The sequence below is a fragment of the Clostridium sp. AF36-4 genome, from assembly GCF_003435975.1.
Classification (GTDB): domain Bacteria; phylum Bacillota; class Clostridia; order Lachnospirales; family Lachnospiraceae; genus Eubacterium_F.
In genome coordinates, this window is record NZ_QTVH01000034.1 from 1 (window position 1) to 20,053 (window position 20,053).

The 20,053-nt window shown below is 40.1% G+C and carries 22 protein-coding genes; 16 read left to right on the forward strand and 6 right to left on the reverse strand.

The genetic code is table 11. The annotated features are described in order from the left end of the window. The first annotated feature begins 96 nt into the window (after window positions 1-96). The 7 genes from DW005_RS12490 to DW005_RS12515 all read left to right on the forward strand — a co-directional run bounded on the left by DW005_RS12490 (window position 97) and on the right by DW005_RS12515 (window position 3,955). Window positions 97-762 carry a class I SAM-dependent methyltransferase gene (locus tag DW005_RS12490; protein ID WP_242989472.1) on the forward strand — a complete coding sequence of 222 codons (666 nt, stop codon included), beginning with the start codon at window positions 97-99 and terminating at the stop codon, window positions 760-762. A gap of 101 nt (window positions 763-863) precedes the next feature. After that, on the forward strand, window positions 864-1,715 hold the full coding sequence (locus DW005_RS12495) for a NifB/NifX family molybdenum-iron cluster-binding protein (RefSeq protein ID WP_117479887.1): 852 nt from the start codon (window positions 864-866) through the stop codon (window positions 1,713-1,715). 88 nt (window positions 1,716-1,803) lie between these two features. Beyond that, window positions 1,804-1,971 (forward strand): hypothetical protein, encoded by a 168-nt coding sequence (locus tag DW005_RS13925; RefSeq protein ID WP_181975050.1) that lies wholly within the window; start codon window positions 1,804-1,806, stop codon window positions 1,969-1,971. A 13-nt stretch (window positions 1,972-1,984) separates the two neighbouring features. After that, on the forward strand, window positions 1,985-2,263 hold the full coding sequence (locus DW005_RS12500; RefSeq protein WP_117479889.1) for a hypothetical protein: 279 nt from the start codon (window positions 1,985-1,987) through the stop codon (window positions 2,261-2,263). 60 nt (window positions 2,264-2,323) lie between these two features. Further along, window positions 2,324-2,794, forward strand: a complete 471-nt coding sequence (locus DW005_RS14005; protein WP_207658743.1) for a hypothetical protein — start codon at window positions 2,324-2,326, stop codon at window positions 2,792-2,794. 339 nt (window positions 2,795-3,133) lie between these two features. After that, a complete protein-coding gene (locus DW005_RS12510) occupies window positions 3,134-3,559 on the forward strand; it encodes a DUF6508 domain-containing protein (protein ID WP_117479891.1) in 426 nt (141 codons plus the stop codon). An 84-nt stretch (window positions 3,560-3,643) separates the two neighbouring features. After that, a complete protein-coding gene (locus DW005_RS12515) occupies window positions 3,644-3,955 on the forward strand; it encodes a hypothetical protein (RefSeq protein WP_117479893.1) in 312 nt (103 codons plus the stop codon). 71 nt (window positions 3,956-4,026) lie between these two features. Here DW005_RS12515 and DW005_RS12520 read toward each other — a convergent pair whose 3' ends face one another. After that, entirely contained in the window at window positions 4,027-4,458 is a 432-nt protein-coding gene (locus tag DW005_RS12520) for a hypothetical protein (protein ID WP_117479894.1), read from the reverse strand. A 162-nt stretch (window positions 4,459-4,620) separates the two neighbouring features. Between DW005_RS12520 and DW005_RS12525 the strand changes: the two genes are divergently transcribed. Genes DW005_RS12525 through DW005_RS14245 form a run of 5 tightly spaced genes read left to right on the forward strand, consistent with a single transcriptional unit; the run spans window position 4,621 to window position 12,266 of the window. After that, complete coding sequence (locus tag DW005_RS12525; RefSeq protein WP_181975051.1) at window positions 4,621-5,898, forward strand: bacterial Ig-like domain-containing protein; 1,278 nt, start codon at window positions 4,621-4,623, stop codon at window positions 5,896-5,898. A gap of 45 nt (window positions 5,899-5,943) precedes the next feature. Further along, the gene (locus DW005_RS12530) at window positions 5,944-8,001 is read left to right on the forward strand and encodes a leucine-rich repeat domain-containing protein (RefSeq protein ID WP_117479897.1); all 2,058 of its coding nucleotides are present in this window, start codon (window positions 5,944-5,946) and stop codon (window positions 7,999-8,001) included. Window positions 8,002-8,010: 9 nt separating this feature from the next. Continuing rightward, window positions 8,011-8,967, forward strand: coding sequence for a MoxR family ATPase (locus DW005_RS12535; RefSeq protein ID WP_117479899.1), 957 nt, complete (start codon window positions 8,011-8,013; stop codon window positions 8,965-8,967). Window positions 8,968-9,008: 41 nt separating this feature from the next. Beyond that, entirely contained in the window at window positions 9,009-10,070 is a 1,062-nt protein-coding gene (locus DW005_RS12540) for a DUF58 domain-containing protein (RefSeq protein ID WP_117479900.1), read from the forward strand. A gap of 18 nt (window positions 10,071-10,088) precedes the next feature. Continuing rightward, window positions 10,089-12,266 (forward strand): transglutaminase domain-containing protein, encoded by a 2,178-nt coding sequence (locus DW005_RS14245; RefSeq protein ID WP_242989473.1) that lies wholly within the window; start codon window positions 10,089-10,091, stop codon window positions 12,264-12,266. A 16-nt stretch (window positions 12,267-12,282) separates the two neighbouring features. Here the strand turns inward: DW005_RS14245 and DW005_RS12550 are convergent, their stop codons facing one another. After that, window positions 12,283-13,461, reverse strand: coding sequence for a M20 family metallopeptidase (locus tag DW005_RS12550; protein ID WP_117479902.1), 1,179 nt, complete (start codon window positions 13,459-13,461; stop codon window positions 12,283-12,285). Window positions 13,462-13,601: 140 nt separating this feature from the next. Between DW005_RS12550 and DW005_RS12555 the strand changes: the two genes are divergently transcribed. After that, entirely contained in the window at window positions 13,602-14,141 is a 540-nt protein-coding gene (locus DW005_RS12555) for a DUF3877 family protein (RefSeq protein ID WP_117479904.1), read from the forward strand. A 13-nt stretch (window positions 14,142-14,154) separates the two neighbouring features. Here DW005_RS12555 and DW005_RS12560 read toward each other — a convergent pair whose 3' ends face one another. Both DW005_RS12560 and DW005_RS12565 read right to left on the reverse strand, forming a co-directional pair. Continuing rightward, the gene (locus DW005_RS12560) at window positions 14,155-15,045 is read right to left on the reverse strand and encodes an alpha/beta hydrolase (protein WP_117479906.1); all 891 of its coding nucleotides are present in this window, start codon (window positions 15,043-15,045) and stop codon (window positions 14,155-14,157) included. Continuing rightward, entirely contained in the window at window positions 15,038-15,514 is a 477-nt protein-coding gene (locus DW005_RS12565; protein ID WP_117479908.1) for an Lrp/AsnC family transcriptional regulator, read from the reverse strand. Before DW005_RS12565 ends, DW005_RS12560 begins: the two co-directional genes overlap by 8 nt. Before the next feature lie 263 nt (window positions 15,515-15,777). On the opposite strand from DW005_RS12565, the gene DW005_RS12570 reads away from it, so the two are divergent. From DW005_RS12570 to DW005_RS12580, 3 genes are all read left to right on the forward strand, one after another. Beyond that, the gene (locus tag DW005_RS12570; protein ID WP_117479910.1) at window positions 15,778-17,037 is read left to right on the forward strand and encodes a Glu/Leu/Phe/Val dehydrogenase; all 1,260 of its coding nucleotides are present in this window, start codon (window positions 15,778-15,780) and stop codon (window positions 17,035-17,037) included. Window positions 17,038-17,178: 141 nt separating this feature from the next. Further along, window positions 17,179-17,367 (forward strand): hypothetical protein, encoded by a 189-nt coding sequence (locus tag DW005_RS12575; protein ID WP_117479912.1) that lies wholly within the window; start codon window positions 17,179-17,181, stop codon window positions 17,365-17,367. A 431-nt stretch (window positions 17,368-17,798) separates the two neighbouring features. After that, window positions 17,799-18,383: a manganese efflux pump MntP family protein gene (locus DW005_RS12580; RefSeq protein WP_117479914.1), complete on the forward strand. Its 585-nt coding sequence runs from the start codon at window positions 17,799-17,801 to the stop codon at window positions 18,381-18,383. Here DW005_RS12580 and DW005_RS12585 read toward each other — a convergent pair. Together DW005_RS12585 and DW005_RS12590 are read right to left on the reverse strand one after the other, a co-directional pair. After that, entirely contained in the window at window positions 18,380-19,267 is an 888-nt protein-coding gene (locus DW005_RS12585) for a Sir2 family NAD-dependent protein deacetylase (protein ID WP_117479916.1), read from the reverse strand. The genes DW005_RS12580 and DW005_RS12585 overlap by 4 nt on opposite strands. Then, window positions 19,212-19,994 (reverse strand): protein-ADP-ribose hydrolase, encoded by a 783-nt coding sequence (locus DW005_RS12590; RefSeq protein WP_117479918.1) that lies wholly within the window; start codon window positions 19,992-19,994, stop codon window positions 19,212-19,214. Before DW005_RS12590 ends, DW005_RS12585 begins: the two co-directional genes overlap by 56 nt. Between the last annotated feature and the right edge of the window lie 59 nt (window positions 19,995-20,053).

The following is a 20,053-nucleotide window of genomic DNA, read 5'->3' on the forward strand; positions in this document are numbered from 1 at the left end:
GAAAGGAGAATAATCCATTACCCTCAAAAGAGGATAATTGGATTATACGTGAATAAAATGAGCAAAAACCCAACTGCCTTACCTCCTTGGGAATCTATGCTAAAACGTATTGTATGGAAGCAATTAGGGGATATTCAGAACAAAAAAATACTTGACTTTGGCAGTGGCATAGGAGTAACAGCGGATTACTTAGGGAAAAACAATGATGTTATTGCTATTGAACCAAATGAGGAAAGTGTGGCGGCACGGTGGACAAATAATCAATACACGCAAATGATTGGAAGCGTGGATAGACTGTGTGAATTTGCGGATGAAACCTTTGATTTTATTATCTGTCACAATGTATTAGAGTATACAGAAGATAGAGCAGATATTGTCAGAGAGTTTGCTAGAGTTTTGAAACCACATGGGAAAATTTCAATTGTAAAGCACAATCGGGCAGGGAGAGTAATGCAGATGATAGTGCTTTTAAATGATTTTGAAAAGGCAAATAGTTTGTTGTCGGGAAATGATGGAATGGCATCAAAGTATGGAGCGATTCATTATTATGAAGATGCGGATATAGAAAATTGGTGTCCTGAGCTTACAATTACGCAGACACGCGGTATCAGGACGTTTTGGGACATGCAGCAGAATCAGGAGATCCACAAAGATGCTGGCTGGCAGGAAAAAATGATAGAAATAGAGATGCGTGTATCCGACAAGAAAGAGTATCAGGATATCGCTTTTTTTCACCATTTGATACTTGCGAAAACCAATTAAAAGAGAGCAATACCCCCATTGACAAAACCCTCAATTCATGTAAAGATGAGAGAAACCCTTTCCGAACGGCAAGGGCAAAATGTAAAATTGGAGGACAAAAAATGAAAGTAGCAGCAGCTTATGAAAATGGAGAGGTTTTTCAGCACTTTGGTCATACCAAACAGTTCAAAGTGTATGAAATAGAGGATGGTAAAATTGTGTCATCTGAAATTGTAGAAACAAATGGACAAGGTCACAGTGCTTTGGCAGATTTTTTGCATGAACAGGCGGTTTCTACTGTGATTTGCGGAGGCATTGGCGAGGGTGCGCTAGCTGCGCTCACAGAACAGGGAATTGAGCTGTTTGCCGGTGTCAGTGGACAGGCAGATGAGGCAGTAGAAAAATATATCAAAGGGGAACTTATTTCTACCGGTGCCAATTGTGATCATCACGGTGAAGAAGGTTCCTGCGGCGGACACGAAGATGGCGGATGTGGTTCTGCATGCGGAGGCGGTTGTGGTGGCTGTCATAGTAAACCACCTTTTGAGGGCAAGAATGTAGGAAAGACGATGAGGGTACATTACAAAGGTACATTTAATGATGGAACGCAGTTTGATTCTTCCTACGACCGTGGTGAGCCGCTGGAGTTCGTTTGCGGTGCGGGAATGATGATTTTAGGATTTGATAAAGCAGTGGCAAATATGGAAGTTGGACAGATTGCGGATGTTCATTTGGAACCATCGGAAGCATATGGAGAAGCGGACCCGGATGCGATATTTACAGTGGAAATTGATAAAATGCCGGGAGCGGAGGCGTTGGAGGCCGGACAGCAGGTATATCTCCAAAATATGTACGGACAGCCGTTCCCGGTAAAAGTTACAGCCAAAGATGAAAGCACGATAACATTTGATGCGAACCATGAGATGGCTGGTAAAGAGTTAAATTTCCAAATTGAAATTGTAGAGATTTTATAGGAAAACCGGTAAAAAGGATAAGAAGTATAATTATTATATTCGTTATCTAACCAGTTCTGTCAAGGAAAATTTTGAGCAGGAAAGGGAATTGATTAATATGTCAGAGCAGACTCCTTATGATTGCAGAGCGAATCATAAGGCTGCTTTTGATGACATTTCACCTGTCCTTTTGGAAGATCATTTGAGAAAAACAGGTAGTAAATTAGCAAAGCAGGTTAAAGAACGGTTCTCCACGCGCGGAATTCTTTACGGATGAAGATAGGCGAGCTATGAGGATTAGGATTCCGGTTCATCCGGCGTTTTTGGAGGAAGGTACTGACATAACAGAAACTGAAGAAAAAACGACGAAAAAAGTGACTAAAAAGATGAAACAATATTCTTTGATTTTAAATTTTATGGCAGATGGAGAATGTCATAAAACATCGGAGATTACTGAAATTCTTGGACTTAAAGATACGAGAACAAAGGAGTTATTAAACGAATTGGTTTCGTTGGACAAACTTGTTGATGATGGAAAAACAAAAGGGAAGCAGTATAGATTAAAATAATTCGTCGCTGAAAAAGCGACGAAAAAAAGCGACAAGATTTAGGTAAAGGAGAAGATTCTTATGGAGTGTAGAAGTACAGAAAGAAGACAATGGATTGTTAATAAATATGATGTGGTGCCGGTAGCACATATTCAATTACTAGAAAATCAAACCAAACATAGTGATGCAGGTGCCATGATTGAAAATGATTATTATATTTTTTATGCGACCGATAAGGCAAGTGGAAAAAGAGAAATGATCCAATGTGGCATGGGTGCAGCAAGAGATTTTCTGAGATTGATAGGGCACAAAGGTTTACCTTTATTCAACCCCTTACATGGAGAAGGTGGAGCAGGAGGTTATGGTGGAGGGAATATAGGGAATAATGGTAGAAGAAGGCAGGAAGAGGTATGGAATCCAGTAGCAAAACAATTATTCAATGCTATTATGTGGATTTTTCTTATTATTGTTGCAAAACCGAATACCCCAATTTTGAGATTAGAGAAAAGGTGTGTAGGTTCAAGGATAGAGAACCATTTGCTAGTCAGGTAAAAGCGGTAAATACCATCATTGGCAAGAATTTTAAAGGTAAAACTCTTTCAGAAGCAATAGATAAACTTAGAGCAAATAATAATGTAAGAGATGATATGTGTCAGTTTGATAAGTTGGTAGATATTATAAATAATTACACTGATAGAGATGGGAAACGGGTGCGGTTAAAAGTGTATTTTTAAGTTATATATACGTGACAAATGAGGAATACCCCGACTTGATGGATGAGTTAAAATAGGTATGACACAACGTAACCGTTAAAAGAATTAAAACGGATAGTTGAAGATAATGTTAAAAGTGTAGAAAAACTTAAAGGCAAATTGGAAGCAGGTGAATAGGATGACAAATACAAAATTTGACAAACTTATTGGGCTTTTAGAACCATTGGAAACTGATAGTGTTGGAGAATGGATAATAGATAAAGAGCACAAGGGAACAGAAGACGATCCTATACACTTTCCATACCCAAAGTATACAGAAGTGGTTAATGAGTTAATAGATGCTGTTTATAAGTTTGAAGATGAAAATCCGGAATATGAGTTGACAAAATATAGAGAACTTCTTAAGGGAAGAGGTCTCGAATGGGGACAACGCTCAATGGAGAATGCCGATGTTTCCAATATGGATGCGCAAGGTATCATGGCATTACTTATGGGCATGGTGCGAGCCGAGAGATTTTGCGATGGCGCTATTATGGGAATGATAAAATCTGGAGCTGTCAAGAAATGGCTTATGCGTCTGCAAGAACTTAAGGAAATGCAGTAGATGAAGGTGATTAGATTGGTAGCTGCTAGAGCATTTGAAATTGTAAAAATGATTTTAACATAATTGAAATTTAAAGGAGCTTACATGGCAGAAAAAAATTTAAAAAGACTTTTAGCTATAATACTAGGCTTAGCCTGGGGAGTAGTTAGTTTCTTTTGGCTGGGGTATAGTATATTAACGCTAGGAAACTTTATGGAAGAACCAGGTTCATTAGACTATGTCGCTGAAGGGGAGTCGATGCGTATATTTGGATTACTAGGCTGCATTTTATATTCCATGGTTTTTGTACCCATATTATTTTTCTTATATAAACGAAAACACTATTTATATAGTTTTTTAGTATCGATGATTTTGGGTGGAATTATTCCTGGCATTTATGTGTTTATAATTAGATGAAAAAAACTGAGACCGTATTGATATCCCCTTCTGCCAAGCAGACAGGTTAAATATCAATACAGTCTCATTTTTTACAAATACGGCCGCATGGATTGCTGCAATTTTTCTTCGGTGTCGATAATTTCTTGTGTGAGATGTTTTACTTTATCATCAGCAGCCGGATACTGGTTTAAGTAGCGGTACAGGGATTTGATTCCCATGTTGCAGCCATCGGTAATCAAGCTGGCAATGCCGCAGTCCGGGTTTTCGCCCATGGTTTTGAAATTACTTTTCATTTTTGCCATTGCTTTTGCCATGGGGGCAGGTTCTTTGCCCTCGTCATGGTAATTGATTAGCATTTTGTGGGTGTCGTCGCCGAGACGGCAGTGAATGTCGTGGCTGTCTTTGAGGACACCGCGCAGGCCATCGTTTTGCACATGGTCCATAACATCATCAATTGAGGAAATGCCCATTTTGATGCCGGCATTGCATTCCCGTAATAATTTAACCGAATCGTCTTCCATAAAAATACCTCCTTTGCGGTTGTTTTTCGTTAGTGTTTGCTACAAAGGAGGAAATTATTCAAAAGAGATTAGTAAAAGAAAATCTGCCACATATTTGCCTATAATTTTCTATATAAATACTGTAATATAATTGTATTAGACTGTATGAGAAGAGGGTATCGATTGAAAAGAAGAAAAAAAGAGTCGGTTTTACTGTTTGCAGCGCTCTTTATTACCGGGATGCTTATTTATGCCGGCTTGGCAAATTGGGAGCGGACACCTCATCTGTATGAGTATGACAAAAAAAGTCTGGCGAAAGAAATAAAAGCAGCAGATGCGAATCGTCAGGCGTCAAAGGAAGAGGATGCAGAATCCAAGACAAGAAAAGAGCCGAAAAAGCAGTGGAAGCGTCAGGAGAAAAAAGATAATTCCATAAAAAAACAAAATACATCAAAGGCAGATAAAAAGCAAACGGATGGAACGGGGGATGAGTCTGTTCCCGGGGGAAAAGACGGCGGAAGTGGTGTGCCGGATTTGCCGGATCAACAGGTGACAGAAGGTGATGGAGGACAGCAGCCGGAAGAAACGGTAGATGATGCCAAGGCGACACAAACGCCGAAACCTTCCGCAGAGCCGGATGATAATCCGAAAAACACGGAGAAGCCTGAGGAGACAGACCGCATTATTTCCCTTTCCTGCGAGTGGAGTGAAAAGGACAATCTTCTTTATGGTAAAGATATTTCCATGGATGGTATGAAGGTGACTGCTAAATATGAGTCCGGGAAAACGAGCCGGCTGGCTAAAGGAGCTTATGTGGTTCGCGGGTTGAACAATAACTCTGTTGGAAAGCATAACATGACAATTTCAAGCGGTGGAGTAGAGTGCCGGATTTCTTATACAATTAACAATTATACGAAATCTCTGACCTATTCATGGCCGACAAAAGATGAGTGTTATACAGAAGAAGATTTTTCGGATGGAGCACTTACCGTTCAGGTTTTGATGGCAGATGGAACCAAACAGGAAATTACCAAATATGAAATTACCGGATATAATGAAAAATTATTTGACAAGCAGCAGACTTTCACAATTACATATAAAGATAAAGTAATTGACAAAACATTTACTGCTACCGGAACTTGTACATTTCATATGAGAAGTATGAGGATTCGCTGCTATTATTATCGTGATGAGTCGCTTACTGATTTGGCAGGAAGTTATTCGTATGCGGGAAATTATGATTATTACTCAGATGAGAGAGTAAGTTTAAATGCTTTTCGAAAAGATGATTTGCAGGATAAAGATACGATGTATAATAGTAAAAAATATGTTCTCAAATCAGTGGAGATGGAAGAGGCAGATGCAAGCGGTGTTTATGCCAAAAAAGCCACACCGTATCTTGTAAAAGAGCGATTCTTTTATGGAATTCGAATGACCAAAATATATGTGTTGTCTAATTAGCACACGTATTTTTGATAGAAAGAAAGAGAGGATGGATTTGTAAAAATGAAGAGAAAAAGAAATCAGTTATTTGTTACTGCATTGACGGCAGCAATGGCGGTTAGTCTGCTTTCACCGGCGGAGCCGGCTGCAGCAGCAAAAAAAGTGAAGTTTAATGTAAAAACATTGTCACTTACCGTAGGAAAAAAGAAGACACTAAAGATTAAAAATGCAAAGAAAAAAGCGAAATGGTCGATTAAATCGGGCAAGGCTAAAATTAAATTGCAAAAGAAAAAGAAAGCAAGTGTTGTTGTCGCTGCAAAAAAAGCAGGATCAGCAAAAGTACAGGCAAAGGTTGGTAAAAAGAAGTATGTATGCAAGGTTGTTGTAAAAGCAAAGACAGTTAAGAATGGTACATCAGCAGGCACTAAAACAACAAATAAGCCGACAGATACAAAAAATGCCACGAAAAATCCTTCGAACGGACAAAATAATGCAGCTACGCAGCCAACAAACAATCCGTCGAAAGATAATCCATCAAAGGATAATCCTGCGAATCCGACAGCTACACCGGCGGCTGACTCGGATGCGCCAAAGAAAAATGAACAAGATGTGAAAAAATTACAGGCACTGATTCAGACTCTGAATCAAAAGGGCGCCGATATTTCGGCTAATTTAGATGATGAATCCGTTTATCATTGGAATAAAGAAGGACGTCTGACGGAAATCTACTGGGGCGAAAAGGAAATTATCGGTGCGGAAATGGCGGACTTTAATGAGTTTACGGCACTCGAAATTCTGGATATCAATAACAATAATATTTCCGGGACCTTTTATGTCGGAGATCTGGCAAATTTGAAGGAATTAAAATGTTACGGAAATAAGATTGATAAGTTAGTTTTGGACACAAATAAAAATTTACAGGAGCTTGACTGCCATAATAATCAGATTTCGAATACGATACGCTTAAATGACAGCAAGAATCTGGAACGCCTTTATTGTTCGAATAACAAAATAACAGAACTTGATGTGTCCGGCTGTGATAAACTGCAGGATGTGGACTGCAGTAACAATCTTATGAGCAGCTTGAATGTTTCTGATTTGCCTTCATTAAAGAGTTTGAATTGCAGCCGCAATATGTTAAAAGATGACAACTTAATTTTGACAGGAAGTATCGGACTTATTAATTTGGATTGCTCATTAAACGGTACGAATTATGATTTTATTAATTTGAACTTAGCAGGTTTTACAAAACTGGAATCCTTAAACTGTTCTGAGCAGCCGGAAGATGGTGGTACTTCGGCAGATGATACGATGGGATTTGACATCTCGGCATGTACCGGTCTGAAGACCTTGAATTGCTCATATTGTCCGATTGAAACATTGGATGTTTCAAATTTGTCAAACCTCGAGACAATTGATGCTTCCGGATGTAATTTATCCGAAATCACATTGGATGGAGCGGTAAAACTTTCATCATTGAATATTAACTGCAACGAAATTACGGATTTGCATATTCCTGAGACAAATGAAATCAAAACACTTGATTGCAGTGAAAGTTTAGGAATTGAAACAATTAATTTTGCAGTATTAACAAAGTTAGAGTCATTGGATGTATCGGATTCTTATGTGCCGGAGCTTGATTTTTCAATCTGTCCGGATTTGCAGGTGTTAAATGCAATGAATACAGGTTTTGGTAATCCTGATGCTACAACAGATAATGAAGATTTACCAAATATTGATATTGATTTGAAGTCAAATGCTAAATTGAAAGACATTGATATGTCAATGGTTAATGTAAATGTACTTACTTTGCCGGAAAATGACATCGTTGCAAATCTTTCCGCTTCAAACAGTGCGGTTACGCAGATTGTGAATCTTGAGAAACAGTTAGGGCTGGAAACATTAAATATTGCCGGCACAGGAATTTCTGCGTTGGATTTATCAGCGAATACAAACTTGAAACAGGTTAGTTGTACAGAGAGCCAGAAGACCGGAATTACCGGAGTGGATGAGAGTATAATTTATATTGTTCCCGATGATTCCGACGATGGCGAAGACGGCAATGAAGATGGAGACGATGGAGAAGATGGCAATGAAGATGGAGACGTTGAATTAGAATAAGGGGTAAATATGGACGCAAAGGAAATTCAAGAAAAAATTGATATTCTTCAAAAGGAAGTTTCGACTGTTATCAAGGGAAAAGATGAGGTCATTCGAAAGGTGATAATGGCGATTTTAGCTTCCGGTCATGTGTTGTTGGAAGATGTTCCGGGGCTTGGAAAAACAACGCTTGCGAAAGCATTTTCCAAAGCACTTGGATTTGCAAACAAACGAATCCAGTTTACACCGGATACGATGCCGAGTGATATTGTAGGAATGTCAATTTATAATGAGCAGACAAATGCTTTTGAATATGTTGAGGGAGCAGCGGTGAATTGCAATCTTCTATTGGGAGATGAGATTAACCGTACTTCATCAAAAACACAGTCTGCATTGTTAGAGGCGATGGCAGAGGGTTGTGTCACAGTGGATGGTGTGACCCACCAGCTCCTTGAGCCATTTGTTGTTATGGCAACTCAGAATCCGGTTACCAGCGGCGGAACGCAGGCACTGCCTGATTCGCAGTTAGACCGATTTATGATTTGTTTGTCTATGGGATATCCGGACGCTGAGAGTCAGTTAGCTATTTTAAAAAATGTGTCTGACAGAGATTTGATTGAAAAGGTGCAGTCGGTTATGACGATCGAAGATATAAAGCAGGCCAAATCTTATGTGAAAAATATGCAGGTAAAGGATGAAATCCTTCGGTATATCATCTGCTTATGTGAGAAAACGAGAGAACATGAGCATGTGGAACTTGGCATTAGCCCGCGTGGCGTTGGGGCACTTGCAGAGATGGCAAAATCATTCGCATTGTGTGAGGGAAGAACGTATGTTGTACCGGATGATGTCCTTGCGATTTTTCCGGATGTATGTGCACACCGTTTAATTTTAAATACAAAGGCACGCAGGGAAAATGTAACAGCATATGAGATTTTGGAAGAAATTGCACAGCAGACTGAAAAGCCGAAACTGCTGAGAAAATAGCAAAAAACATAAATGGCAGACAACAAGGAAAGGAAGAGATTATGAGAGCAAAAATCGGGTACATGGCAATTCTTGTCTTAATGGGCTTTCTCTATTTATGGACTAATGTGGCCGTGACATTTTATCTGTTCTTTGGACTTTTGTTGTTTGCCATTTTGTCTTTTTTGCTTAATTGGTATGCAGCGAGACATTTGACAATGCATTTGCAGGTGAAGCAAGATTTGAATCAGGTAAGCACGATATTGATTTGTGTAAAAAATACAGGAATTATTCCCTGCTTCCGGGTGTCAATGAAAGGAACGATTGCAAACTGCCTGACAGATTCTTCCTTTTGTTTTAATCAGGAGTTATCAGTAGCACCGAAGCAGGAAAAAAAGGTGGAATTTGCTGTTGAAAGCTTCTATTGTGGAAGAATTGAAGTGGAAACAGACGAATTTATTGTTCGAGATTTTTTTGGTATCTTTGGGTGCCTCGTAAAAAATCACGAAGTGTTGGTTTATTATGTGTATCCGGATGGGGCGGATGAAGGTGAATATCATTTAGAAGAAATGACACCGGCAGCGCAGAATATGGAAAATCGTTATCTGCGCAGGAAAGGTAATGATATCACAGAAATACTCGATTTAAGAGACTATCAAAAGGGTGACAGCATTAAGACGATTCATTGGAAATTATCGAAAAAAATGGGGCATAAGATTGTCCGCGAATTGGATACGCCGGCAAATCAGGAAACAATAGTTTTGTTTGCACTATCGGATAGAAATATAGATAAGCCTTGGTATCGGGATTCGTTAGTGAAAATGATTAGTCAGGTGTCAAAGAATTTATTGGAAAATGATCAATTTTTTGATAGTGTAGTTTTTGAAAAAAAAGGGTTGTCTCATATGACATTTAGTGTAGAAGAGGGCTGCACAAGAGAACGATATGAGAGAACAATTTTAGATGGAAATATAAGTTTTATGCAGTCGTTTGTGGATGATTATCTGATGCATCACAATGTATTGCATAAATATTCACATATAATTTTGATTACGGATGACGAAATAACGGACTGGTGCATGGAAAATGCCAATGTCAGACAGGTTATGGTTTCGGCATCTTAATTGGGAAGAGGAAAGAACGTGGAGAATCAAGGATTTCGACTGGTAGAAGAGAAAAAACAGAAAAAAAGTTTTTTTGCCCTGATTTTATCGATATTTACCGTGGCGGGCATTCTTTTTTGTGTGCAGCAAATGTTTGTGGATACAAAATGGTGGTTTATTTCGATGGTTGTGTCCGTTCTTTGTTGTCTGGTTATATTTTCCACAAAAAGCACAAAAATTGTGTTGGTTTATTTTGTGTTGGGAATCCTTTTGCTTTTTGTATTCCGCACGATATGGATTTCCGGTGCACTGGATTTTGTAAATCAAGTGACTGCCGGATTTAATGCTGTGACCGGGGAATCAGTTTTCTATTTTGTTGTACCGAATTATATGAACAGAGAACTTGCTACGGTGGTATTCTTTTGTCTTACGGCGTGGTTTTTATCCGGATATTTGACAATTGCAATCAAAGGAAAACACTGGGTTCCTGTCCTTGTTTTCTGGGCAGCGCTTGTATCTTTGGCTGTATTTTTTGAAATGCCGTCTGCATGGTGTGTTGGTGCAATGGCTTTTTTGTCATTAGCAGGGATATATGCCCACTCGCATACGAAAGTAGATGAAGAAAAAAATTATTTGGCAGCATATTGCGGAATGGTTGTTATAGTGGCTGTTTTTATCTGTTTTACATGGAACCGGCAGCTTTATCACAAAAATGAAATCATAGCAGATTTGAAGGAAAATATAACAGAGGAAGCGAATGCGATACGATATGGGGAAAAAGATTTGCCGGAGGGAAAAATTAAAGAGGGAATTGCCTTGAGCGAGGAAAAACGCCTGACTGTCTTTGTAAGCGAAAAGGGCAAGTATTATTTGAAGGGATATGTAGGAAGTGAATATCATGAAAACCGGTGGGAACCATTAGAAGGAAAAGAATACGGGGAAAAATACGAGGGAATATTTAATCGGTACCGGTCGGATGGATTTCATCCACTTGCTCAGTTGTACAGTTACTGTGAGGCGGCAGGCCGCCAGCAAAACGGATTGGAAAAAGAGGAGAAAGAAGGAACGATTGTAGTTGAAAATATAGGGGCTTATGAGAGGTATCAGTATTTGCCTTACGGTGTGGATTTTTCGAGTATTCAGTCGTTGGATACCCTTTACCGGGATTTGAATTTGCAAAAAAAATTCTGGGGCAATCGTGAAGATGAAAAAAATACATACAAAATTTGCATGATAGATGAAGATTCTCTTTTGAAAACGGCGGGAGTTGACTGGCAGAAACAGACGATTACAGACGAAAAGGTGCGCGCCTATGCGGATATGGAAATGGATTATCGAAAGTTTGTAAAAAAACATTATCTTGCCCTTTCAAAAAAGGCCAAAGAAGAGGTTGCACCGTATGTTCCTCAAAAGAAAGATAATTTGGTTTCGTATATTGAAAAAATTAGAAGCTCTTTAAAAAATGCGGGAAAAGAGAAAGGTGATTGGGATGCCCTGCAGTATGCTTCTCTTGGTACGCTTGCATTTCGTGCGGCGAATATCCCGGCGAGATATGTGGAGGGATATGAGGCAGTTACTTCCGATGAAAAAGATGCTAATGGAAATTACCGTGCGGACGTGACCGGGCAAAATGCGCATGCATGGGTGGAAATTTACTGTGATGGTGTGGGGTGGCTTCCCGTGGATGTGACACCGGGACATTATGATAAGATTACGGTGAAAGCAAAACAGCAGAAGAAAATAGAAAAACAGCAGACCTCAATTTCGCAGAAGGTTACGAAAAAGAAAGAAAAACCAAAACAAAATGAGGCACCTAACAAATACTTATCGTGGCAGCAAATCGTTTTATGGATCGTAATTTGCATTTTTGCTGTAAGTTTTCTTTTCGCAGGAGTGCTTGCAATTCGCAGAAAGGCTATGGTCTACAAGCGTAGAAAAACACTTATGCAGGCAGATACGGCAGCGAATTACCGATTTATTATTTCATATTTGACCACATTATTTGCCTATTTAAAACTTTCCGAAGAAGATTTGCCACGGGAGATACGAGAGGGCATGGAACGTTTCTGGTTTGATGAGAACGGTGAAATAACGGAGAAAGAGTTATCACAATTAAGAGAATATGGAAATGAAATTCAGAATACGATGTGGCAGGAATCTTCCTGTATTAAAAAATTAGTTCTTCGCTTCTGGCATTGTTTTGAATTTCCGTTCTGATAAGAAAACCGAGGGATTAAATCTTCCCTCGGTTTTTTAGAAATGTTTCCGCACACTGTGCGTAGCAGGCAGCCCCAATCGGGCACACGTCCTCATTAAACAGAGCCTTTGGATGGTGCACCGGGTAATCGCCGCGCTCATCTTCAAAGCCGGCAGACAAATACATATACGTACTTGGAATTTTGTTTGCAATCGAGGCAAAATCTTCCGAAGCGGGTGCGTTAATATCCGGATAACCATTTAGTGTTGGATTGGCAAGTGTTTTCATGGCAGAAACAAATTCTTCTGTCAAATCCGGATTGCATATAAGCGGTGGGACGGCGGAAAGCACAGTATATTCAATACTTCCGTTATATACCGCAGCGGTTCGTTCGCTGACTTCGCGGATTCGTTTTACAAGGATTTCCCTTGCGGCTTCGTTATTGGTGCGCAGTGTTCCCTGTAAAATGGCTGTTTCCGGAATAATATTGGCAACTTCACCGGCACAAAACCGGCCGATTGTGAGAACACAGGAATCGGCAGGATTACTTTCTCTGGCAATTAGTTCCTGCAGGGCAAGATAAATGTGGACACCAATGTTAATCGGGTCAATGCCCTGATGCGGGCAGGCACCGTGGGAACCTTTTCCGTGGATGGTAATTTGAAAGCCATCCACCGAGTTCATCATGGTATTTTTGCTATTGTACATAAAAGTGCCAACCGGACTTCTGCCGGTCGTTACATGGAAAGCAAGCGCGGCATCCGGCTTTGGATTTTCTAAAATGCCGTGTTCGATCATGTTGTCAGCCCCTTCAAAAGTTTCCTCTGCCGGCTGGAACATAAACTTCACGCGCCCGCATAAATGAGATTCATTTTCTTTTAGCATCTTAGCTGCACTAAGGAGCATGGCAGCGTGAAAATCATGTCCGCAGGCGTGCATTTTTCCCGTTTTACATGAAAAACTTTCTCCGCTTTCTTCTGTCAGAGGAAGCGCATCCATATCGGCACGAAGCAAAAGAACCGGCTCACCTTGTCCAATCAAAGCCGTCACGCCTTCCCCGCATCTTTCCGGATTAAGACCATATTCCGTAAGCCGCTTCATCACAAACTCCACCGTATTTTCAAGATGCAGCCCTGTCTCTGCATGTTCATGCAGATAGCGGCGGTTCGCAATCGTTTCCTCTTTTAATTCCAACGCACGTTTATAGTAATTCATCTAATCCCTCCATTCATATTGATACTTATAATCATAAAGAATAAAACCCTAACTGGCAACCCTCTACTTGCTTTTTATTTCCCCTCGTTATATAATGCCCGATGTAGAGTAAAAATAGTACATCAAAGGAGATTATTAGCATGCAGAATGAGGCATATCAGAAATTAATGGATAATTTATGTGACATTGTGGCAGAGGAGCAGGCGAAACTTGGTTACATGAAAGAGCCAATCCGTTTGTATTATCCTTTGAGTTCGTTAAATCATTTTTTTGGAGGAGACGTTTCCGCTGATGAGATGCAGGAAAAACTTTCAAAGTTTAAATCCTTTGCTTATGATAAATTCGGTGAAGTTGAAATAACACACAAAGGAGGGCGCTTTTGCTTCTTTTTATCCGAGCGTGCAACCGAGTATGTTCACGAAAACGGTGGACAGAACCAATTTATATTTGACCTGGTAGCACTTTTGGCAAAGCATGGCACGGTCATGGAAGAAGTAGAGGCATTGTTTGCGAAACAGAAAGATGCTTATGAAATAGAAAAAATGAATCATGGAGAATTCGACTACATGATTCATTTTGTGGATTCCAAAGATAAATATCTCTATTGTTTCAAAGACGAAGGCTGTCATATTATTTACCATCGGTTTTTACCGGAGGATTATGAGGATTTAGGATTATAAAAGTCCGGACCTTCTAAAAAGACTGGAAATACTCATGCATGGATTTTAGTGTTTTTGTGCTTTCTTCATAGAATGGCTCGAATACACTAAAGGCGTGCGTGAGTTTTTTATTTTTCCCAAACCGGAGCAGCTTGTGTGATACCCGGTTTGCTTTCAATGCCTTTTCAAATTTTACGGTATAATGCTCTAAGTTATCGCTGTGGCTGGTAACTAAAAAGCATGGTGGAAGTGCCGAAACAATTTCCGGATTTTCAATGTTTACATACGGTGCAATTGCTTTCTTTTTGTAGCCCTTTCCATACAAATAAGAAGGAAGGAAAAGACCGATTTTGTCAAAGCGGGTTGTGTAAAACATACCACTGATAAGTCCAAGGGCATTCAGGGAAAAATCAGGTGCCTTTGTGTGGGCAGCTTTGGCAAATTTCTTGTTCTTTGTCATTGCAGCTACATTTGTTAAAAGATAAGCACCGCCGCTGTCGGCAACCCCATAGATTTTATCCGGATTTCCCTGATAGGAGGATAAATTTTCGTGGATAAATGTCATGGCATCCGAGACATCGGTAAACTGGTCATATACGTTGCAGTCCGGGATAAGGCGGTATTCGATGCTAAATACGACATAGCCTAAAAGACATAATCTTGCACAGAAATAGCGATTAAATTCTTTGTTCCCAATTAGCAGACCACCACCGTGGATATTGATGATGACAGGCAGCGTTTCGCCTTCTTTTTCTGCCGGACGATATACATCCATGAGACGTTCTTTTGCCCCATCTTCGCAATAGGGAATGTTTGTTTTTTCTATAACACCGGATGGAAAAGAAAATTTTTCGTCGCGTGTCCGTGCGGATTTTTCAAAATCACGACGTTGTTTATAAAAATTTTTTGTCATAAAGTTACTCATCTGACTTCTCCTTTGTTATGTTCTGTATGGTTACTTCTCTATGATTTACAGAAGTGGAAAATACAATCAATGTTTTGGTTCGCCCATATTTTTGCAATTCGCCAATGAAGGTATCCAAATCGGTTGTGCTGTGGAAAAGAACTTCTAAAAGCATGGAATAATCGCCGGTCACGCAATTGCATTCGATCACATTAAGACAGGAACGGATATAAGGATAAAATTCCGCTTTCTGATTTGGCTCAACCTCAAGGTTTATAAAAGCCCGGATGTGAAAGCCGAGAAGTTCGGGATTTAATGTGGCGTGATAACCGGTAATGTAACCCTCTTTTTCAAGCCGCTCCACTCTCGCCGAGGCAGCAGGAGAAGAGAGGAAAACTTCATTTGCCAAATCCTTTACACTCATTCGTCCGTTTTTACTGAGTAAATTCAAAATTTCACAGTCCACATGGTCAAGTTCGTTCTTTTTCATTGTGCTACTCCAATCTGAATTGTTATGAACTCAGCATACTCCTTTTACAAGAGCGAGTCAAGAACACACTTAATTTTATTTTGTGAAAATACAAAATGGTTTGTATGATTAAGTGCGAATGGTTAATTTTATTAAATAAATTTGAAAATTCTGAAAACCTTGACTTTCAAAAAAATGGGGAATAAGGTATTAGACGTAAAGCCGATGCGCATCCGGCAGGGAGCAGGAAATGGGAAGTTGCGAAAGCAGAAAGAGAGGCTATTATGGCACATAGTTATGACCCATATGAAAATGTAAGAAATGTAATGAGTGATGCAGCGAAAATGGCAGGGATTGATAGTCCTTATATGGAAATTATCAAATGTCCTCAGCGTGAGACAAAAGTTTACCTTCCGGTTGAAATGGATGATGGTTCGGTTCATGTGTTTGAAGGATATCGTGTTCAGCACTCGAATATCCGCGGACCATTCAAAGGTGGTATTCGATATCATCAGGATATTACATTAAATGAAGTTCGCGCACTGGCTACGTGGATGTCATTAAAATGTGCAATTGCGAATATTCCATACGGTGGCGCAAAGGGCGGTATTAAAGTTGACCCGCATAAATTATCCAAGCGGGAACTGCGGGCACTTACAAGACGTTACACTTTTGCGATTGCACCAATTATCGGTGCGGATTCGGATATTCCGGCACCGGATGTAAATACAAATGCTCAGACAATGGCTTGGGTTTTGGATACTTACAGTCAGCTGCAGGGAAAGCCGTGTCCGGGCGTTGTCACCGGAAAGCCGATTGAACTTGGTGGTTCACGTGGAAGAAATTCGGCAACCGGACGTGGCGTTGTGATAAGTACCAAATTGCTTCTTGCCAAAGAGGGAAAAAATTTGGACGAAATAAAAGTGGTCATTCAGGGAATGGGAAATGTCGGAAGTAATGCGGCAAAAATTTTCCGGCACAGGGGAAGCAAAGTTGTGGCAATCAGTGATGTGTCCGGCGGTTTATACAAAGAGGATGGTTTGGATGTTGATACGATTGCTGAGTATCTGGAAACGTCTGGGGCTCTTTTGAAAGATTACGACGCAGAAGGAATTACTCATATTTCCAATTCGGAAGTATTAACAACACCGTGTGATGTGTTAGTTCCGGCAGCTTTGGAAAATCAGATTACCGAAGAAAATGCAGATAAATTGCAGTGCTCTTATATTGTGGAGGCAGCCAATGGTCCAACGTCCAAAGAGGCAGATGCAATTTTGGAAAAGCGCGGTATACCGGTAATTCCGGATATTTTTGCTAATGGCGGTGGTGTTATCGTTTCCTACTTTGAGTGGGTTCAGAATATTCAGGAACTTACCTGGGAGCGTGACCGCGTCAATGAAATGTTGGAAAATCTGATGTCTAAATCGTTTGCAGAGATTACGGAAGCAAAAGAGAAGTATGACTGCACCTATCGAATGGCGGCTTATGTGGTAGCTCTGAAGAAATTAATTTACGCGGAAGAAATTAAGGGGATTTTCCCGTGATAAAACCAAAAAAATTTGTTAGAGACTGAATAACATATCTTGTTATAGTCTCTAACAAATTGTTTTTTTCATGATACATTCCTCCAATCGATAATATCATTTTATCATGTTTTCATATATATAACGAGTGAAAAGGATAGAATGTTGCAAATTTTTACAAAGGACGGTTGCCGCACAGGTAGTCAGCGTAATTCTTTCCTATATGCTGATAAGGAAAAGAAACTTCCGTTTATTCTTAAGAAGAAAGATATTCGAATCAACCGGAATATGACGGCAAAAGAATTAAAGATTGGAACACCGGTGGCGTTGCAGAAAAAGTATGTGTTTTGATTTTTTGGGGCTCCAGTAATTTAGCAGAAACGCTTTGTGACTCGTGGGTTTTGAGTACGTCGGTATGCGGCGCTGGTAGTTTCAGCGCCCATACCGTTACGCACTCAATTAGCGAGAGCGCCCACGAGACGCAAAGCGTTTCTGCTAAATTACGGAGCCCAAAAAAATCAAAAGTTGACAACCTCCCACTTTAATGATATTCTGTTATCAATTAATTCCCATGAGGGAGTAGCGAGCGTGTCCGACACGTAGCAAGTCAACATACTGACCGAATGGTCTGGCTTGTTTTAAATTGCGAGACTCATGTATAGCGGATTCCTATACGTGAAGTCTATCCATTTTAGAATTTTAACCGGGTATAGCGATTTTCGCTGTGCCCGGTTTTTTGGTGCAAGCCACAACGAAATAGAAAAAAGATGGAGGATTGTGAAATGGAATGGAGTTTGTTTTTTGTATTTAACAGTGTATTACTTGGTGTAGGACTGGCGATGGATGCATTTTCAGTTTCTTTGGCAAATGGTCTGAACGAGCCGGCGATGCACAAGAAAAAAATGTGTGTCATTGCAGGAACCTTTGGTTTTTTTCAGGCATTAATGCCGATGATCGGATGGGTATGTGTTCATACGATTATTGAATATTTTAAAATGTTTGAGAAATTCATTCCATGGATTGCACTGATACTGCTTCTTTTTATTGGAGGGAAAATGGTGAAGGAAGGCATTCAGGATGGAGCCGAAGAAGTGGAAAAAGCGAAAGTTGGTGCACTCGCTCTTTTAATACAGGGAATTGCAACCTCGATTGACGCATTATCTGTTGGGTTTACGATTGCGGAGTACGATTTTATCATGGCGCTTACGTGCTCTCTGATTATTGCGGCCGTGACCTTTGTAATCAGCTTTACCGGTTTGATTCTCGGTAAAAAATGCGGAACGAAATTTTCCAATAAAGCAACGATTCTTGGTGGTGCGATTCTCATTGCAATTGGAATTGAAATTTTTGTTTCGGGTGTTTTTTAGAGTATATTAGCACCTATAAGCAAATTTTCTATCACTTCACCGGCATCTTTTGAAATGCCTATGGACTTGTTCTGGATTTCCAATGGAATTTCTGCCTGTTCAAGATTGATACAGGCATAAAATGCATCCGGCCAGGCAGCGGTCATCTGCCAGAATGGATATTTAATGATGCCGGGTGTGTTATATCCGGTGCCAAGTTCCAAAAAAAGCACTTTTAGATTTTTATGCCGGCGTAAAAAATCATCATAGCGGCTGGCGGCTGCGTGCCATCCCTTATCTTCTACGAAAGTAGAATCTGCTCTTAGATTCATTGACAGAGGAGCACCGCAGTGTGGGCAGCGGGGGATTAGATAGTCCGGAATCCGCATAGTTTTCTGTTCTATCATCATTTGGTGGATTTGAACTTCATTATCAAAAGTTTTGCTGCAGCATGGTTTGGAACACTGAAAGAGTCCATAATCGCCTTGGGTGTAAAAAAGGCGTTTTTTATCAAATCCAGCCTTTTGAAAGCAGTGGTCTACATTAGTAGTAAGGATAAAATAATCCTTATCTTTTACTAGCTTCAGTAGATTTTCATAAACCGGTCTGGGTGCATTTTGATAGCGGTTGATATAAATATAGCGGCTCCAGTATGCCCAGTGTTCATTCAAGGTCTCAAACGGATAAAAGCCGCCGGAGTACATATCAGAAAAGCCATATTTAGCAATAAAGTCTGAAAAATATCTGTTAAATCGTTCTCCGGAATAGGTGAATCCGGCAGAGGTCGAAAGACCTGCACCTGCCCCGATGATAACGGCATCTGCCTTTTCCAGTTTTTCTTTTAACCGGTTAATTTGAGCTGAGCAGTCGTTCATAGATTTCTTTGTCATTTTCTTTGAAAACATTAAATACCACCTTCTGTATTGTTGTGTCATTGTTGTTCATAAAGTTTCTTACTGTATCAATAGCAATTTCGGCTGCTTTCTCGTTTGGAAAATGAAAAACGCCGGTGGAAATGCAGCAAAAAGCAATACTTTCTAAATGGTATTCTGTAGCGAGCTGCATGCAGGAAGTGTAACAGTTTGCCAGCAAATCACAGTCTCTTTTTGTCAGGTGTCCCCCCACAATCGGTCCGACAGTGTGGAGAACATAGCGGCAGGGCAGGTTATAAGCAGGTGTTATCTTTGCCTGGCCGGTTGGTTCTTCAAACCCTTGTTTTTGCATTTTTTGAAAGCAGTCATAGCGCAGCTGCACACCGGCGTAAGTGTGAATACAGTTATCAATGCAGGTATGACCCGGAATGTAGCAGCCGGTCATCTGGGAGTTGGCGGCATTTACAATTGCATCACAACGAAGTGTTGTAATATCTCCCTGCCACACATACAAATTGTCTTTGACCGGTGTTAAATCGTCAAGGTCAGTCACTCCCTTTTCCTCAATTACTTCCTGTAGATATTCATTTTGCACTTGTATAAAATTCTCATCGATTGGCTTTGGTGCCCGGACATTCATCAGAGCACGCAAAAGCATACGCTGCTCCGCCAGACCTTTCGGAATGGGCGTATTGTGGTATTCCGGACTTTCTTTTAGTAATGTCTGGATGAGAAAGATAAGTCGTTCTTTTTTTGTCATGCTAATACGTATAATCCAATTATCCTCTTTTGAGGGTAATGGATTATTCTCCTTTCTCC

Bases quoted from the DNA above. Each gene is read 5' to 3' on its own strand.
- DW005_RS12490 (WP_242989472.1), top strand. From the start codon at position 97: ATGCTAAAACGTATTGTATGGAAGCAATTAGGGGATATTCAGAACAAA.
- DW005_RS12495 (WP_117479887.1), top strand. From the start codon at position 864: ATGAAAGTAGCAGCAGCTTATGAAAATGGAGAGGTTTTTCAGCACTTT.
- DW005_RS12500 (WP_117479889.1), top strand. From the start codon at position 1,985: ATGAGGATTAGGATTCCGGTTCATCCGGCGTTTTTGGAGGAAGGTACT.
- DW005_RS14005 (WP_207658743.1), top strand. From the start codon at position 2,324: ATGGAGTGTAGAAGTACAGAAAGAAGACAATGGATTGTTAATAAATAT.
- DW005_RS12510 (WP_117479891.1), top strand. From the start codon at position 3,134: ATGACAAATACAAAATTTGACAAACTTATTGGGCTTTTAGAACCATTG.
- DW005_RS12515 (WP_117479893.1), top strand. From the start codon at position 3,644: ATGGCAGAAAAAAATTTAAAAAGACTTTTAGCTATAATACTAGGCTTA.
- DW005_RS12520 (WP_117479894.1), bottom strand. From the start codon at position 4,458: ATGGAAGACGATTCGGTTAAATTATTACGGGAATGCAATGCCGGCATC.
- DW005_RS12530 (WP_117479897.1), top strand. From the start codon at position 5,944: ATGAAGAGAAAAAGAAATCAGTTATTTGTTACTGCATTGACGGCAGCA.
- DW005_RS12535 (WP_117479899.1), top strand. From the start codon at position 8,011: ATGGACGCAAAGGAAATTCAAGAAAAAATTGATATTCTTCAAAAGGAA.
- DW005_RS12540 (WP_117479900.1), top strand. From the start codon at position 9,009: ATGAGAGCAAAAATCGGGTACATGGCAATTCTTGTCTTAATGGGCTTT.
- DW005_RS12550 (WP_117479902.1), bottom strand. From the start codon at position 13,461: ATGAATTACTATAAACGTGCGTTGGAATTAAAAGAGGAAACGATTGCG.
- DW005_RS12555 (WP_117479904.1), top strand. From the start codon at position 13,602: ATGCAGAATGAGGCATATCAGAAATTAATGGATAATTTATGTGACATT.
- DW005_RS12560 (WP_117479906.1), bottom strand. From the start codon at position 15,045: ATGAGTAACTTTATGACAAAAAATTTTTATAAACAACGTCGTGATTTT.
- DW005_RS12565 (WP_117479908.1), bottom strand. From the start codon at position 15,514: ATGAAAAAGAACGAACTTGACCATGTGGACTGTGAAATTTTGAATTTA.
- DW005_RS12570 (WP_117479910.1), top strand. From the start codon at position 15,778: ATGGCACATAGTTATGACCCATATGAAAATGTAAGAAATGTAATGAGT.
- DW005_RS12575 (WP_117479912.1), top strand. From the start codon at position 17,179: ATGTTGCAAATTTTTACAAAGGACGGTTGCCGCACAGGTAGTCAGCGT.
- DW005_RS12580 (WP_117479914.1), top strand. From the start codon at position 17,799: ATGGAATGGAGTTTGTTTTTTGTATTTAACAGTGTATTACTTGGTGTA.
- DW005_RS12585 (WP_117479916.1), bottom strand. From the start codon at position 19,267: ATGTTTTCAAAGAAAATGACAAAGAAATCTATGAACGACTGCTCAGCT.
- DW005_RS12590 (WP_117479918.1), bottom strand. From the start codon at position 19,994: ATGACAAAAAAAGAACGACTTATCTTTCTCATCCAGACATTACTAAAA.